The sequence below is a fragment of the Pseudomonas campi genome (assembly GCF_013200955.2).
In the GTDB taxonomy this organism is placed as follows: domain Bacteria; phylum Pseudomonadota; class Gammaproteobacteria; order Pseudomonadales; family Pseudomonadaceae; genus Aquipseudomonas; species Aquipseudomonas campi.
Map to the genome: position 1 here is coordinate 2,180,303 of NZ_CP053697.2, position 13,871 is coordinate 2,194,173.

General features: G+C 68.7%; 11 protein-coding genes. All 11 read left to right on the forward strand.

The window, feature by feature from the left end; translation table 11 throughout:
- Positions 1–20 precede the first annotated feature (20 nt).
- The 11 genes from HNE05_RS10110 (at position 21) to HNE05_RS10160 (ending at position 13,870) form a co-directional block, all read left to right on the forward strand.
- A complete protein-coding gene (locus HNE05_RS10110) occupies positions 21–1,424 on the forward strand; it encodes an eCIS core domain-containing protein (RefSeq protein ID WP_173206465.1) in 1,404 nt (467 codons plus the stop codon).
- A gap of 166 nt (positions 1,425–1,590) precedes the next feature.
- A complete protein-coding gene (locus HNE05_RS10115) occupies positions 1,591–2,724 on the forward strand; it encodes an eCIS core domain-containing protein (RefSeq protein WP_173206468.1) in 1,134 nt (377 codons plus the stop codon).
- Between the two features lie 92 nt (positions 2,725–2,816).
- A complete protein-coding gene (locus HNE05_RS10120) occupies positions 2,817–3,473 on the forward strand; it encodes a hypothetical protein (protein ID WP_173206471.1) in 657 nt (218 codons plus the stop codon).
- Positions 3,470–3,829, forward strand: coding sequence for a LysM domain-containing protein (locus HNE05_RS10125; RefSeq protein WP_173206473.1), 360 nt, complete (start codon positions 3,470–3,472; stop codon positions 3,827–3,829). The genes HNE05_RS10120 and HNE05_RS10125 overlap by 4 nt, the downstream gene beginning before the upstream one ends.
- On the forward strand, positions 3,826–4,965 hold the full coding sequence (locus HNE05_RS10130) for a hypothetical protein (protein ID WP_173206476.1): 1,140 nt from the start codon (positions 3,826–3,828) through the stop codon (positions 4,963–4,965). The genes HNE05_RS10125 and HNE05_RS10130 overlap by 4 nt, the downstream gene beginning before the upstream one ends.
- Positions 4,962–5,471 carry a phage baseplate assembly protein V gene (locus HNE05_RS10135; protein ID WP_173206478.1) on the forward strand — a complete coding sequence of 170 codons (510 nt, stop codon included), beginning with the start codon at positions 4,962–4,964 and terminating at the stop codon, positions 5,469–5,471. The genes HNE05_RS10130 and HNE05_RS10135 overlap by 4 nt, the downstream gene beginning before the upstream one ends.
- Positions 5,472–5,753: 282 nt before the next feature.
- On the forward strand, positions 5,754–6,074 hold the full coding sequence (locus HNE05_RS10140) for a hypothetical protein (RefSeq protein WP_173206481.1): 321 nt from the start codon (positions 5,754–5,756) through the stop codon (positions 6,072–6,074).
- A gap of 2 nt (positions 6,075–6,076) precedes the next feature.
- Entirely contained in the window at positions 6,077–6,445 is a 369-nt protein-coding gene (locus tag HNE05_RS10145) for a GPW/gp25 family protein (protein WP_173206484.1), read from the forward strand.
- Positions 6,442–9,012 carry a putative baseplate assembly protein gene (locus tag HNE05_RS10150; RefSeq protein ID WP_173206486.1) on the forward strand — a complete coding sequence of 857 codons (2,571 nt, stop codon included), beginning with the start codon at positions 6,442–6,444 and terminating at the stop codon, positions 9,010–9,012. Before HNE05_RS10145 ends, HNE05_RS10150 begins: the two co-directional genes overlap by 4 nt.
- The gene (locus tag HNE05_RS10155; RefSeq protein WP_173206489.1) at positions 9,012–11,795 is read left to right on the forward strand and encodes a putative baseplate assembly protein; all 2,784 of its coding nucleotides are present in this window, start codon (positions 9,012–9,014) and stop codon (positions 11,793–11,795) included. Before HNE05_RS10150 ends, HNE05_RS10155 begins: the two co-directional genes overlap by 1 nt.
- A complete protein-coding gene (locus tag HNE05_RS10160) occupies positions 11,792–13,870 on the forward strand; it encodes a hypothetical protein (protein WP_173206493.1) in 2,079 nt (692 codons plus the stop codon). Before HNE05_RS10155 ends, HNE05_RS10160 begins: the two co-directional genes overlap by 4 nt.
- The last annotated feature ends 1 nt before the right edge of the window (position 13,871 follow it).

The following is a 13,871-nucleotide window of genomic DNA, read 5'->3' on the forward strand; positions in this document are numbered from 1 at the left end:
AGCGTGCCCGAGGCATGTCGATGAGCAGCAAGTCCGCCTTGAGCCCGGTCGCCGCCGCCAGCACTGCAGCGCCATTGCTGCAGCGCAAGTGTGCCTATGGCAACCCGGCCTCCAGCCTAGCGGCTGACTGCGAGCAGTGCCGACGTCCCCAGGCGCTGGGGATGCAAACCCGGCTGGCGGTGGGCGCCACTAATGACCCGCTGGAGCAGGAAGCCGACCGGGCCGCCGCTCAGGTGCTCGGTGACGCCGGCAAGACCCGCATTCAGCCCTCGGCGCGCCCCCATCTCAGCCGCGTTGCCCATGGCGCCGCCGCCACAGCGGTGGCCCCGGCGAGCGTAACCAGAACCTTGCAGTCTGCTGGCGAGCCGCTGCCCGGCGCTGCCAGAGCCTTCTTCGAGCCCCGCTTCGGCCATGATTTCGCTCAGGTCCGGGTGCACCGCGACAATGCCGCAGCCAACTCGGCACGGGATGTTGCCGCGCATGCCTACACCGTGGGGCGGCATGTCGTGTTTGCCCAGGGCCGTTACGCGCCTGACAGTGGCAGCGGGCGCGCACTGCTTGCCCATGAGCTGGCGCATGTCGTGCAACAGGGCGCATCTGCCGTTGGGAACCAGCGGGTGCAGCGCACTGGCGACGGTGCAGGCGGATCTTCGGCCAGCGCGCCGCCACCGGCAGTGGCAGAGGCAGAGGCAGTGGCAGAACCGGCTCAGCGTGTTCCCCCTACCCCCACAGCCCGGGTAGTCGCCCTGACCTTCGACGACGGCCCGCATGCGGCTGGGTTGGGCACCGGCAACAACAGGACCGAGAAGGTCCTCGATACCCTGCGCGACAAAGGAGCCAAGGCCGGCTTCTTCATTCAGACCCATGCGCAGGGCGGCGATGGACGGCCAATTCGGGGCAACACCCCGGTGGGCCGGCAGCTGATCCGCCGCATGCATGCCGAAGGCCACGCCATTGGCATCCACACCGGTGGTACCCGGGACCATGAGTCGCATATTGCCGCGCAAGCCGCCGGCCGCCTAAGTGGCGAATTGTCGGGCGCTCGCGACTTTATCCGCGACACCACGGCCACCGAAACCGAACCCGGCGTAACAGCCACCCTGGTCAGGCCTCCGTTTGGCAGCTCGGACGCCGCTGTGCGCAGTACCTACGCCTCGCTCAGCCTGACCAACCTGCTCTGGGACATAGACGGCGACCCCGGTGGCGAGCTGTCCCTGGCCCAGCTCAAGACCAACGTCGAAACCGGGCTGACTGCCATGGCTGCACGCAGCTGGCGGGGTACCACGCCCTCGGCCCCCAAGATCGTCATGCTCTACCACGACATTCGTCGCAATTCTTCCACGCACCTGGGCGAGGTCATGGACCACATCACCCTGGTCATGCGGCGCGACCACAACTCAACGGTTTCCTTCGAAAAACCCTGAAAGCAAGCGGGCGGGAGCGAACATGGGCTCATGTAGCAGCAAGTCGGCACCCTGCAGCCAGTGCGCAAGTTGCAAGGAGCGCGCACCAAGCGCCGCTGCGCGAGGGCGAGAGCCCTCGCTGCTGAGTCATGCGCAACGCCAGCGCCTGGAGAGCGAGGCCGATCAGATGGCCGAGCGCTTTACTCGCTCCGGCTTCGCGGGTGGTGGGCCGCGCCCGACAGCCAGCGCCGCCCCACAGCAGGCCGTGCTGAAGAAGGATGACGAGGAAAGTCCCGCGCCGGCGCAAGGTGCCGCGCAGGAGGGCAAAGGCGACGGCTCGGTGACGGAAACCGCCGAGAGCAACCTTGGCGAGCCTGGAACCGCCGCCGACGAGGTACTGACCAAGCGTGCCGACGCCCGAGTCGAGCCCGTCAGCCATGTCCCTTCATCGATAGGCGGGGGATCTGCCATGCCCAGCGCAGAGCGCCGCCCCTTTGAAAACTTCTTCGGCCGGGACTTCTCAGCCGTGCGCATCCACAACGACAGCCAGGCACATCAATACACCCGGCAGATCAACGCTCTGGCGGCCACTCGCAGCAACCATATCTACCTGTCCGAGCGAGTCGCCTCCAGCCGCCCCAGGGGCTTGCTCGCCCACGAGCTGACCCATGTGGTGCAGCAGGGCCGCGCACCTCTGGTGGCAGCCCGCGCAGGGGTAACCGCGAATACCGCCCGGCTACAGGATGCGCCACCGAATATTTCCCCGGCCCCCATAGGCTGGCAGCTCTACCAGGCGACCATCTGCAGCGGCAAGGTCAACGAGCACCCCAGCACCCAGCCGCTGGACTTTCCGGAGACCTACATCAGCAAGATCAACGTCTCGCTGACCAATCAGAAGGTCACCCTGGACTGGACCGGCCCCAGCGTCGCGGAGGCCGAGCGGAACGTACTGGCTGCCACCGTTGACGGCGTCATCAACTGTTCCACCGGTGCCGGAGTGACGGGCCAGGCCAGCTGCAACGACACCGAGCACAGCAAGAGTAGCGGCAGCTGTTGTACCCCCAAAGGCACCTTCACCCTGGGCGCGCAGAGCTGCGTTACGCCACGCCTGGGGTTGCAGAACTTCAGTGGTTTCCAGCGCGACGGAGTGGGCTTCCACTACTACTCCAGCGTGCCCAGCCACCCCGCTTCCCACGGTTGCGTCAGGCTGCACCGGGGCGCCTCCAAGATCATCTTCGACAGTGCCCGCTCGAACGTCACCACGGTCGAGGTCAGCGGTAGCTACACCGGCGCTTACGCCAGACACAGCAGCTGCGATTAGACAGCTGCTACCACACAGGATGGGCGATCCATGAAGACAGCGTTCAGGGTAAATGCACGGCAAGACGCAACCCGCTACGGAGCATGTTCAGCATGACTGGCCTCAGTAATTCCCCCCGCCTGGTCAAAGCCGGCCTGGTCATGATCGACCCGCAATCGGCCCAGGTGCGCCGGGTGATCGCCCTGCAGTACAACCCGGAAAAGCTCACCCGCAGCCTGCAGGTGCAAGGGGCCGGCGACGGTGCCGAGCGTTCCGAGGCGCTGCGCTTGAAGGGGCCGGCGGTGGAGACCTTTCAACTGGAGGTGGAGATCGATGCCGCGGACCAGCTGCAGTATCCGGAACAACATCAGGCCGTGGTGGATGCCGGCATCGCCCCGCAGCTGGCGGTGCTGGAGTCGCTGATCAACCCGGCGGCAGCCGATCTGCTGGCCGGCAAGGCGCTGGCCGCGGCGGGCACCCTGGAAATCGCGCCGATGGAGTCGGCCCTGGTGCTGTTCGTCTGGGGCGCCAAGCGCATTGTGCCGGTGCGGGTGACCGACTTCTCCATCGCCGAAGAGGCGTTCGACCCGCAGCTCAACCCGATCAACGCCACCTGCAACCTCGGCCTGCGCGTGCTCTCGGTGGACGACCTCGGTTTCGATCACAAGGGCGGCGGGCTGTTCATGGCCTACCTGCAATCACGCGAGAAGCTGGCCGGCAAGGCCGCCACCTTCGGCTTCGACGCGCTGGGCATTGGAGGCCTGCCATGATCGATCCGCTCAAGGCCTTCCTGCAGGCCAACGCCCTCAACGCCCCGGCTTTCGCCCCGGACAGTCGCTACCACGGCCTGGAGATCGCCCAGTGGGTGCGTGCCGACGGTGAGGTGCTGAGTTATGTACGCCGGCGTTTCGTGCCGCCGCCGGAGAACTTCGCCACCCTGGGCGAGCATCGGGTGGAGGTCGGCGACCGCCTGGACAACCTGGCTGCGCGCCATCTGGGCGATCCGCAGCAGTACTGGCGGCTGTGCGACGGCAACGGCGCGCTGCGCCCGGATGAGCTGACCGAGACCGTCGGCCGCCGCCTGCGCATCACCCTGCCCGAAGGCGTGCCGGGAGACGACACATGAGCAATGCCGTCCACCTCAGCCTGCTGATCGGCCCGATCATTCCGCTGCCCGTGCCGGCGATGCTGATCGACGCCCTCGAAGAGGTCACGGTGACCAGTGCCAGCGAGGGCGCCAGCGGCTTCCAACTGCGCTTCAAGGTCAACAGCAAGTCCGAACTGAACACCCTGTTCCTGATTGCCGTGGGCAACAACGCCAGCCTGGGCACGCCGCCGCTGCGGGTGGTGCTGATCGTCACCCTCGGCGGGCGCGCGCAGCCGCTGTTCGATGGCGTGCTGACCAATGTCGAGGTGCAGGCCGGGCAGAATCGCCAGCCCGGCAGCATCACCATCACCGGCGAAGACCTGACCAAGGTGATGGATCTGATCGACTTCTCCGGCCTGCCCTACCCGGCCATGCCGGTCGAGGCGCGGGTGGCGCTGATCTGCGCCAAGTACGCCGCGTTCGGCATCATCCCGCTGCCGATCCCGTCGTTCTTCCCGGATGTACCGATCCCCATCGAACGCATCCCCGCCCAGCAGGGCACGGACCTGGCCTACATCCGTCAACTGGCCGAGGAAGTCGGCCATGTGTTCTACATCGAACCGGGCGAGGTGCCGCTGACCAACATCGCCTACTTCGGCCCCGAGATCAAAGTCGGCATACCGCAACCGGCGCTGAACATCGACATGGACGCGCACACCAACGTCGAGTCGCTGAACTTCAGCTTCGACCCGACCAAGGGCGTGCTGCCGATCGTGTTCATCCAGAACCAGATGACCCGCGTGCCGATCCCCATTCCGATCCCCAATCTCAACCCGTTGCAGCCGCCGCTGGGCGTGCTGTCCACGCCGCTGGCCAATCTCAAGATGATGAAGGAGACGGCCAAGATGAGCCCGATGCAGGCCATCTGTGCTGGCCTGGCCGAGGCGAAGAAATCCCAGGACGCGGTGAGCGCCAGCGGCAGCCTTGACGTGCTGCGTTACGGCCGCATCCTGCGCCCGCGCAAGCTGGTCGGCGTGCGTGGCGCCGGGGTCGCCTACGACGGCCTGTACTACGTCAGCAGCGTCACCAGCACCCTCGGCCGCGGCAAGTTCACCCAGAGCTTCAACCTCAGCCGCAACGGGTTGATCTCCATCACGCCAACGGTGCCCGCATGAGCCAGCGCTACTACGGCAAGTACCGCGGCATGGTGTTGAACAACATCGACCCCATGCAGCAGGGCCGCCTGCAGGTGCAGGTGCCCGATGTGGCCGGGCTGATTCCGGCCAGCTGGGCCATGCCCTGCGTGCCGATCGCCGGCATCCAGAACGGCATGGTGGCGCTGCCGATGATCGGCTCCGGAGTATGGGTGGAGTTCGAACAGGGCAACCCGGACCACCCGATCTGGGTCGGCTGCTTCTGGGGCAGCGCGGCGGAGATCCCCGCGCTGGCCCTGGCCACGCCGCCGGGCATGCAGGCCATCACCCTGCAAACCCCGCTGCAGAACGGCCTGACCATCTCCGACCTGCCCGGCCCTACCGGCGGAATCATGCTCAAGAGCGCCACCGGGGCGACGCTGATCGTCAACGACACCGGCATTTATATCCAGAACGGCAAGGGCGCCATGCTCACCCTGGTGGGCCCGGCGGTAACCATCAATAACGGCGCGTTGACGGTGATCTAGCAGGCTGTTGAAAAACGTTGGCGAGGCAGCCAGCGCAAGGCAAAAACAGGCGAAAAAGCGCAGTTTACGAGCTGTAAATGAGCATTTTGAGCCTGTTTTTAACGCCGCGATGGCAACGCAGGTAGTTTTTCAACAGCCTGCTAAGGCCGCCCGAGCGGGCGGTCACTGGCAGTTCCCGTGGGATGCGGAACAAGGAGGCAGATATGGACAGATACGCAACGCAGCAGCGCCGCCCGAGCAGTGCACGGCCACGTGCCCTGTGGCGCCCGGAGGGTTGCTGAGATGCCCGGCCCACTCCTGCATGTCGGCGCCAGTGTGCTCTGCGCCCATGGCGGCACCGCCAATCCGACCGTGCCCAACCCGCGCGTGCTGGTCAGCGGCCAGCCAACCGTGTTGATGAGCGGCCCCTACGTGATCGCCGGCTGCCCGTTCAACGTCTCCGGCAGCCCGGTGCCCTGTGTCACCGGCCAATGGGTGGTGGCGGCGACCCGGGTGCTGTCCAACGGCCAGCCCGTGGTGCTGATGGACAGCCAGGCGGTCTGCGCGCCCAACGGCACACCGCTGCTGCCGGTGGCCGCGCAGACACGCGTGATCGGGAGCTAACCATGACCCAGCGCCTGCACTTTCCCTACGCCTTCGATGGCCACGGCCGCAGCCGCGAGGCCGATGAAGCCAGCTGGATCCGCGGCCTGATCGAGCAGGTGCTGTTTACCGCGCCCGGCGAACGGGTGATGCGCCCGGACTTCGGCAGCGGCCTGCGCGAGCTGGTGTTCGCGCCCAACAGCCCGGAGCTGGCCGCCACCGTGCAGTTCCTCGTGCAGGGCGCGCTGCAGCAATGGCTGGCCGACCTGATCCTGGTCGAATCGGTCGAGGTCAGCGCCGTCGAGGCGCGCCTGGCGGTGCAGGTGCAGTACCGCATCCGCCGCACCAACCAGAGGCGCGAGGACAGCTTCGTCCAGGGAGCGACGCCATGATCTACCACTGCTGCGAAGAGAACCGCCGCGCGCTGGTGGATGCCCACCCCAGCCTCAACGGCATCGACTACCTGGAGGTGCTCGACCTCGACGCACCGCCCGGCAGCCCGCGCCAGCGCACCCTGCTGGTCCGCCTGCTCAAGCCGGTGCCGGCCGGGCTGAGCGTGGACAACCTGCACATCAGCGGCGGCGAACGCGTGCGCCGGGTGAGCGTCGAGTGGCTCGGCATCGCCAGCACGCCACCGGCCCAGGCCAGCGCCGCCGAGCAGGCTCTGTTCCTAGCTCTGGTGGAGCCCGAGCATGTGCTGGTGCTGCGCACCGACACCGATGGCGACCACTCCACCTACCACCTGCGGCTAGGCCAGGCCGGCTCCCTCGACACGCCACTGGAGGATTTCGACCCGCGTCTGTCGGCTGTGGACTTCGCCTTCAAGGTCGAGTGCCCCAGCGATTTCGACTGCCGCCCGCAACAGGACTGTGCCGAGCCCGCCACGCCGGCGCCGGACATCAACTACCTGGCCCGCGACTACGCCAGCCTGCGCCGCCTGGTGATGGATCGCCTGGCCCGGCAGATGCCCGGCTGGCGCGACCGCAGCCCGGCCGACCTGGCCACCACCCTGGGCGAGCTGATCGCCTATGTCGGCGACCTGCAGCACTACCAGCTCGACGCCGTCACCACCGAGGCCTACCTGCATACCGCGCGCAAGCGCAGCAGCCTGCGCCGCCATGCCCTGCTGGTGGACTACCAGCTGCACGAGGGCTGCAACGCCCGCGCCTGGCTGCATCTACAGGTCAGCGGCGGGCCCTTCCCGCTGCCGGACGGGTTGCGTTTCTATACCCGCGTGCCGGGCGTGCCGCCGCGCATCCTCAGCGACTCGCCGGAGGAACGCCAGGCGCTGCAAAGCTCACCCCTGGTGTTCGAACCGATGCACCAGGCCAGCCTGAACCAGGCGCACAACCGCCTGTTCTTCCACACCTGGAGTGACGCCCGCTGCTGCCTGGCGAGCGGTGCCACCGCCGCTACCCTGCGCGGCCACCTGCCGGACCTGGCGGTGGGCGACGTGCTGGTGTTGCAGGAAGTGCTCGGCCCGCTCACTGGCGAGGCGGCCGACGCCGATCCTGCGCGGCGCCACGCGGTGCGTCTGACCCAGGTGCGCGCCTTCGACGGCGCGGACCCACTGCTCGATCCGCTGGACGACAGCGAAATTACCGAGATCGCCTGGCACGCCGACGACGCCCTGCCCTTTGCCCTGTGCATCTCCAGCGAAACCGACGAGGCCCACGGCAGCCTGCAGCTGGACGATGTCAGCGTGGCGCTGGGCAATATCGTCCTGGTCGACCACGGCCGCAGCGTTATTGGCGAAGCATTGGGCAGCGTGCCGGCGCCCAGGATGCAGTACCCGGCCAGCGGCGGCGCCTGTCTGCGCGTGGCGCCAGAGCCGTTGCCGCCGCGCTATCGCCCGTTGCTGGCCGAGGGCCCGGTGACCCACCGCGGCCGCGTGGTGCGGCGGGTGCTGGATGGCGGCCTGCTGCGCCGCGAGTGGGTGCTGTTCGACCCACAGGCCTCGGCAAGTAGCGCGCTGCACTGGCGCGCCGCCGACGCGATCCCCGCCCTGCGCCTGGAAAGCGGCCTGGAGGCTAGCCCGGAACACTGGAACGTGCAGCGCAACTTGCTGGACAGCAAGGCAGAGGACCGCCACTTCGTCGTCGAGGCCGAGCACGATGGCAGCACCCACCTGCGCTTCGGCGACGACCGCCACGGCCGCCGGCCGGACAGCGGCATGGACTTTCGCGCCTATTACCGGGTCGGCAACGGCCCGGCTGGTAATGTCGGCGCGGCCAGCATTGCCCATGTGGTCAGCGCCGAGGCGCGCATCGAGGCGGTGAGCAACCCGCTGCCGGCCCACGGCGGCATCGCCGCGGAGAACCAGGCCGAGCTGCGCCGCGCGGCGCCGCAGGCGTTCCGCACCCAGGAGCGGGCAGTCACCCCGGCCGACTACGCCGAAGTCACCGAACGCCTGGACGGCGTGCAGCGCGCCGCTGCAGGGCTGCGCTGGACCGGCAGCTGGCACACGGTGTTCGTTACCGTCGATCGCGAGGGCGGCGAGCCGGTCGATGCGCCGTTCGCCGAGAACGTGGTCGAGCACCTCGACCGCTACCGCATGGCCGGCCATGACCTGCGGGTGAACGAGCCGCTGCATGTGTCGCTGGAGATCGACCTGCTGGTCTGCGTCAAGGCCGGCTACTTCCGCAGCGATGTACGCCACGGCCTGCTCGACGTGCTGGGTAGCCGTCAGCGCGGCGACGGCACACGCGGCCTGTTTCACCCGGACAACTTCAGCTTCGGCCAGACCTTCTTCCTCAGCCCGCTGTACGCCGCCGCGCGCACCGTGCCCGGCGTGGCTTCGGTGCAGGTGACGCGCTTCCAGCGCCAGGGCCAGATCGACCCCAAACCACTGGCCGATGGCTTCATGGCGCTCGGCCGCCTGGAAATCGTGCGCCTCGACAACGATCCCAATTTTCCGGAGCACGGCGTGCTGCGGCTCAACCTGCATGGAGGCAAGTGATGGCCAGCAAAACTGATTGTGACTGCTGCACCGGCGTGGACGCCGACACCCCGCAGCGCATCGACAACCCGCCGGGGCTGCCGGCGATCGACTATCGCATCGGCCGCCATGGCGACTTCATGGACAGCCTGCAGGCGCGCCTGTCCAGCGCCGAATATCCGGCCCTGGCTGCCTTCACCAGCCGCGAGGCCAGCGACTTCACCCTGGCGCTGTCCGACGCCCTGGCCTGCTCGCTGGACGTGCTCGGCTTCTACACCGAGCGCTACGCCCAGGAGCACTACCTGCGCACCGCCACCGAGCAGCTGTCGGTGCGGCAGATGGCACGCCTGATCGGCTACCGGCCGGCGCCGGGCGTAGCGGCCTCCACCCACCTGGCGTTCACCCTGCAGAGCGCGCCGGGCATGCCCAGCGAGCCGATCGTCATTCCAGTCGGCAGCAAGGTGCAGAGCGTGCCCGGCCAGGACGAACAGGCGCAGACCTTCGAGACCCTCGCCCCGGCGCCGGCCCGCGCCGCCTGGAACGCCATTCCGGCCCAGGCCAGCCGCGCCTGGCGCCCGCGCAAGGGCGACACCGAGCTGTGGCTGGCCGGGGTTCTTCACCAGCTGCAGGTGGGCGACGCCATCCTCATCGTCGGCGACGAGCGTCTCAGCGACCCTGGCAGCGAGCGCTGGGACGTGCGCGTGCTGGCCAAGGTCGAAGCCGATAGCGAGAACGGGCGCACCCGTCTGCAATGGAATCACCCGCTGGGCAGCGGCTTCCCGGCAATGAGCCCGAGTGGCGCCGGTGCCCGGGTGTTTGCCCTGCGCCAGCGCACGGCGCTGTTCGGTCACAACGCGCCCGATCCCAACCTGTTCGGCCCGGACAACCCGCAGATCGGCCACCAGATCGACAAGACCACGACCAACAACTGGCGCTGGGCCAACTTCACAGTCGATCCGGCCGCCGTCGACCTGGACACCGACAACGCCAAGATCGTCGCCGGCAGCTGGTTCGCCCTGGTCTCCAACAACCCGGCCTATGGCAGCGCCGACCTGCCCGGCTATGTCGAGCTGTACCGCGCCATGCGGGTGATCCATCGCACCCGCAGCGCTTTCGCCCTGTCCGGCAAGATCACCCGCATCACCCCGGACACCGACGAGAACCTCAGCTCCACCACCTTCCCGCTGCGCCAGACCCTGGTGCTGGCCCACAGCGAGGCGCTGGAGACGCTGGCCACGCCGCTGTTCCACCCAGCGTATGGCGATCTTCTCGAACTCGACCGGCGCGTCGACGGCCTGCAGCCGGGCCAGGCCCTGGCGCTGTCCGGCCGGCGCCAGCGCATCGCCCTGCTCGCCAGCGGCCTGGCCCTGCAGCTGGACCTGGGCGGCAGCGTGGCGCTGGAGCAAGGCGATGAGCTGTTCATGCTCAGCGCCGCCGACCGCCTGTTCGGCAGCATCCCGGTGGCGCTAGGCGCCGAAGAGTTCGCCGGGCTGCTTGGCAGCGCGTCGGTCAACCTGCGCTTGCAGGTGCTGGATCGCGACGGGCGCAGCGGCCGCTTGCAGGCCAAGGCCAGCCAGATTCGCCTGGCCGTGGGCCACAAGGACGATCCGCTGGTGCGTCAGATCGCTTTTATCGGCGACACCGAGAATGCCCTCAGTCACGACCGCGACCGCACCAGCCTCAAGCTGCAGACGCCGTTGCAGCATGTGTTCGAGCGCGCCACCTTGCGCATCAACGCCAACGTCGCCCCGGCCAGCCACGGCGAGACGGTCGAGGCCATCCTTGGTGACGGCAACGCGGCCCAGGCCAACCAGCGCTTCGCACTCAACCAGGCGCCACTGACCTACCTCAGCGCCAGCACACCCAGTGGCCGCGCCTCGTCCCTGGAACTGCGGATCAACGACGTGCTGTGGAGCGAGGCGCCGACCCTGTACCACGCGGCCGCCAATGCGCGCAGCTACGAAACCAGCCAGGACGAGGCCGGCTACACCACCCTGCAGTTCGGCGACGGCAACGAGGGCGCGCGCCTGCCCAGCGGCCACAGCAACGTGCGCGTGCGCTACCGCAAGGGCCTCGGCGGCGCCGGCAACCTGCCCGCCGGCAAGCTCACCACCCTGCTCTCGCGCCCGCTTGGCGTCAGCGAGGTGGTCAACCCGGTGCCGGCCAGCGGCGGCGAGGATGGTGAATCGCTGGACCAGGCTCGCGGCAACGCGCCGCTGACGGTGCTGACCCTGGACCGCGCCGTGTCCATCGCCGACTACGCCAACTTCGCCCGCGCCTTCGCCGGTATCGACAAGGCCCACGCCCTGTGGATTCCCAGTGGCCCGGCACGTGGCGTGTTCCTCAGCCTGGCCGGTGCGCAAGGCGCGACGGTGGCCGAGGGCGACGCCGTGTATGCCTCGCTGCGCGCCGCGCTGCTGGCCTACGGCGACCCACTGGTGCCGCTGCGCATGGTCGGCTACACCGATGCGCGCTTCCGTTGCCGCCTGGCGGTCAAGGTGCTGGCTGAATACGAGGGTGATCTGGTGCTCAGCCAGGTGGAGGCCGCGCTGCGCGAACATTTCGGCTTCGCCAAGCGCGATTTCGGCCAGACCGTGTCGGTCGACGAGCTGGCGGCGGTGGCCCACGGCATCGCCGGGGTGCAGGCGGTGCAGGTCAGCCGTCTGTATCGCCAGGGCCAGCCGCCGGGCCTGGCACCACGCCTGTATGCCGCGCTGCCGGTGGCCTCGCTCAGCGGCCTGCCGCAGGCGGCGGAGCTGCTGACCCTGGCCGACGCCCCACTGGAACTGGAGGTGCTGCCATGAGCCTGGATGCGCAAGCGCTGTTCGCCCTGCTGCCGGCCATCCACCGCATCCGCGATGCGGAACTGGCGGAGGCCGAAGGCTTCGAGCGCGGCCCGCTGGAGGAGCTGGTGGCTTTGCTGGCCGAGCAGCTGGGCATCGCCGAAGAAGGCCTGGAACAGCTCTACGACGACCTGTTCATCGAGACCTGCGCCGACTGGGTGGTGCCCTATATCGGCGACCTGATCGGCTACCAGGGCCTGCATCAGGTGGTGCCCAAGGTCGCCAGCCCGCGCGCCGAGGTCGCCCACACCATTGCCCTGCGTCGGCGCAAAGGCACCGCCACCGTGCTGGAACAGCTGGCCCGCGACGTCACCGGCTGGGACGCCCGCGCCGTCGAGTACTTCCAGCGCCTGTGCGCCACCCAGTACATGAACCACCCGCGACCGCAGGCGCTGCAGGCCCCCGACCTGCGTCAGGAACAGGCGCTGGAGTGGCTGGGCACAGCCTTCGAGACGGCCAACCGCAGCGTCGACGTGCGCCGCATCGAGACCGGTCGCGGCCGGCACAACATCCCCAACGTCGGCCTGCACCTGTGGCGCATCCAGGCCTACTCGCGCAGCCAGGCGCCCTGTCTGCGCGCCGGCCCACGACGCTACCGGGCCAGCCCGCTGGGCCACGACCTGGCGCTGTACAACAAACCACGGGTGGAGGACGACATCGGCCACCTGGCCGAGCCGGACAACGTGCCCTGGCCGCTGTCGCGCCGGCGCCTGGAGGCGCACCTGGCGCGGCATTACGGGGTGCGCGCCAATGCCGGCGCGCCGCTGGACAACCCGGCGCCGAGCCTGGAGCTGTGGGTCGACGGCACGCTGATCGAGCGCGAGCAGATCTGCATCTGCCACCTCGGCGACGACGGTGCCGGCTGGGCCCACACGCCACCGGCGGACGGCACCTATTCCATCGACCCGCTGCTAGGGCGCATCGCCCTGCCCGGCGACGCCCCGGACCCCGCCGAGGTGCAGCTGACCTGGCACGAAGGCTTCTCGGCCGATATCGGCGGCGGCGAATACGAGCGCGGCGCCGACCTGCCCACGCCACCACTCGGCCGCCTGGTGGTGCGGGTGCCAGATGATCAGCCGACGCTGGTGGCGGCGCTGACCGAGATCGCCGGCGACGGGGTGGTGGAAATCACCGACAACGGCCGCTATGAGGAGGCGCTGGATATCCAGGTGGCGGCAGATGGCGCCGTGGAAATCCGCGCGCGCAACGGCAGGCGCCCGGTCCTGGCACTTAGCCAGTTGAGCATCAGCGGCGCGGCAGACAGCGCCTGCCTGCTCAACGGCCTGCTGATCAGCGGCGCGCCACTGCAGGTAGCGGCCGGCGCCGGCAACCTGCTGGCCCGTCTGCAACTGGACCACTGCACCCTGGTGCCCGGCATCGCGCTAGATGCCGGCGGCCAACCGCTGCAGCCTGCCAGCCCGAGCCTGCTGCTGGAGATCGCCAGCCTGCAGACGCGCATCTCGCGCAGCCTGGTCGGCGCCATCCGCGCCCACGAACACGCCGTGGTGCAGGCCAGCGATAGCCTGATCGACGCCACCGCCCGCGACGGCGTGGCCTTCGCCGCCATGGATGGCGAAGCACCGGGCGCGGCGCTGTCGCTGGATGCCTGCACGCTGATCGGCAAGCTGCACACCAGCGAGGTCGGGCTGATCTCCAACAGCATCCTGTTCGCCGCGCTGGCGCCGGCTGACAGCTGGACGGTACCGGTACGCGCCGAGCGCAAACAGGTCGGTTGCGTGCGCTTCAGCTGGCTGCCGTTCAACTCGATCCTGCCCCGCCGCCACCGTTGCCAGCCCGATTCCAGCGCGGCCGCCCGGCACATCGCACCGCGTTTCACCTCGCTGCGCTACGGCACTCCCGCCTACGGCCAGCTCGCTACCTCTACCGCGGCGGAAATCCTCCAGGGCGCCGACGACGAGAGCGAAATGGGCGTGTTCCACCAGCTGTATGGCGCACAACGGGTCACCAACCTGCGCATCCGTCTCGCGGAATACCTGCGAGTCGGGCTGCGCGCCGGCATCTTTCACGAATCCTGAG

Bases quoted from the DNA above. Each gene is read 5' to 3' on its own strand.
- HNE05_RS10120 (WP_173206471.1), top strand. From the start codon at position 2,817: ATGACTGGCCTCAGTAATTCCCCCCGCCTGGTCAAAGCCGGCCTGGTC.
- HNE05_RS10150 (WP_173206486.1), top strand. From the start codon at position 6,442: ATGATCTACCACTGCTGCGAAGAGAACCGCCGCGCGCTGGTGGATGCC.
- HNE05_RS10145 (WP_173206484.1), top strand. From the start codon at position 6,077: ATGACCCAGCGCCTGCACTTTCCCTACGCCTTCGATGGCCACGGCCGC.
- HNE05_RS10125 (WP_173206473.1), top strand. From the start codon at position 3,470: ATGATCGATCCGCTCAAGGCCTTCCTGCAGGCCAACGCCCTCAACGCC.
- HNE05_RS10115 (WP_173206468.1), top strand. From the start codon at position 1,591: ATGGCCGAGCGCTTTACTCGCTCCGGCTTCGCGGGTGGTGGGCCGCGC.
- HNE05_RS10110 (WP_173206465.1), top strand. From the start codon at position 21: ATGAGCAGCAAGTCCGCCTTGAGCCCGGTCGCCGCCGCCAGCACTGCA.
- HNE05_RS10160 (WP_173206493.1), top strand. From the start codon at position 11,792: ATGAGCCTGGATGCGCAAGCGCTGTTCGCCCTGCTGCCGGCCATCCAC.
- HNE05_RS10135 (WP_173206478.1), top strand. From the start codon at position 4,962: ATGAGCCAGCGCTACTACGGCAAGTACCGCGGCATGGTGTTGAACAAC.
- HNE05_RS10155 (WP_173206489.1), top strand. From the start codon at position 9,012: ATGGCCAGCAAAACTGATTGTGACTGCTGCACCGGCGTGGACGCCGAC.
- HNE05_RS10130 (WP_173206476.1), top strand. From the start codon at position 3,826: ATGAGCAATGCCGTCCACCTCAGCCTGCTGATCGGCCCGATCATTCCG.
- HNE05_RS10140 (WP_173206481.1), top strand. From the start codon at position 5,754: ATGCCCGGCCCACTCCTGCATGTCGGCGCCAGTGTGCTCTGCGCCCAT.